The sequence below is a fragment of the Serratia sp. NCCP-200 genome (assembly GCF_059697885.1).
Map to the genome: position 1 here is coordinate 1 of NZ_BAAKUJ010000015.1, position 1150 is coordinate 1150.

General features: G+C 53.3%; 1 rRNA gene. It reads right to left on the reverse strand.

The window, feature by feature from the left end:
• A 23S ribosomal RNA gene (locus AC6HVW_RS25000) occupies nt 1–1150 on the reverse strand; the annotation flags it as partial.

The following is a 1150-nucleotide window of genomic DNA, read 5'->3' on the forward strand; positions in this document are numbered from 1 at the left end:
TAGCGTTCCGGATTTACCAGGAACACCCCCCTACACGCTTAAACCGGGACAACCGTCGCCCGGCTAGCCTAGCCTTCTCCGTCCCCCCTTCGCAGTAACACCGAGTACAGGAATATTAACCTGTTTCCCATCGACTACGCCTTTCGGCCTCGCCTTAGGGGTCGACTCACCCTGCCCCGATTAACGTTGGACAGGAACCCTTGGTCTTCCGGCGAGCGGGTTTTTCACCCGCTTTATCGTTACTTATGTCAGCATTCGCACTTCTGATACCTCCAGCAAACCTCACAGTTCACCTTCAACGGCTTACAGAACGCTCCCCTACCCAACAACGCCTAAGCGTCGCTGCCGCAGCTTCGGTGCATGGTTTAGCCCCGTTACATCTTCCGCGCAGGCCGACTCGACCAGTGAGCTATTACGCTTTCTTTAAATGATGGCTGCTTCTAAGCCAACATCCTGGCTGTCTATGCCTTCCCACATCGTTTCCCACTTAACCATGACTTTGGGACCTTAGCTGGCGGTCTGGGTTGTTTCCCTCTTCACGACGGACGTTAGCACCCGCCGTGTGTCTCCCGTGATAACATTCTTCGGTATTCGGAGTTTGCATCGGTTTGGTAAGCCGGGATGGCCCCCTAGCCGAAACAGTGCTCTACCCCCGAAGATGAGTTCACGAGGCGCTACCTAAATAGCTTTCGGGGAGAACCAGCTATCTCCCGGTTTGATTGGCCTTTCACCCCCAGCCACAAGTCATCCGCTAATTTTTCAACATTAGTCGGTTCGGTCCTCCAGTTAGTGTTACCCAACCTTCAACCTGCCCATGGCTAGATCACCGGGTTTCGGGTCTATACCTTGCAACTATTCGCCCAGTTAAGACTCGGTTTCCCTACGGCTCCCCTATACGGTTAACCTTGCTACAAAATATAAGTCGCTGACCCATTATACAAAAGGTACGCAGTCACACCACGAAGGTGCTCCCACTGCTTGTACGTACACGGTTTCAGGTTCTATTTCACTCCCCTCGCCGGGGTTCTTTTCGCCTTTCCCTCACGGTACTGGTTCACTATCGGTCAGTCAGGAGTATTTAGCCTTGGAGGATGGTCCCCCCATATTCAGACAGGATGTCACGTGTCCCGCCCTACTCATCGAACTCACA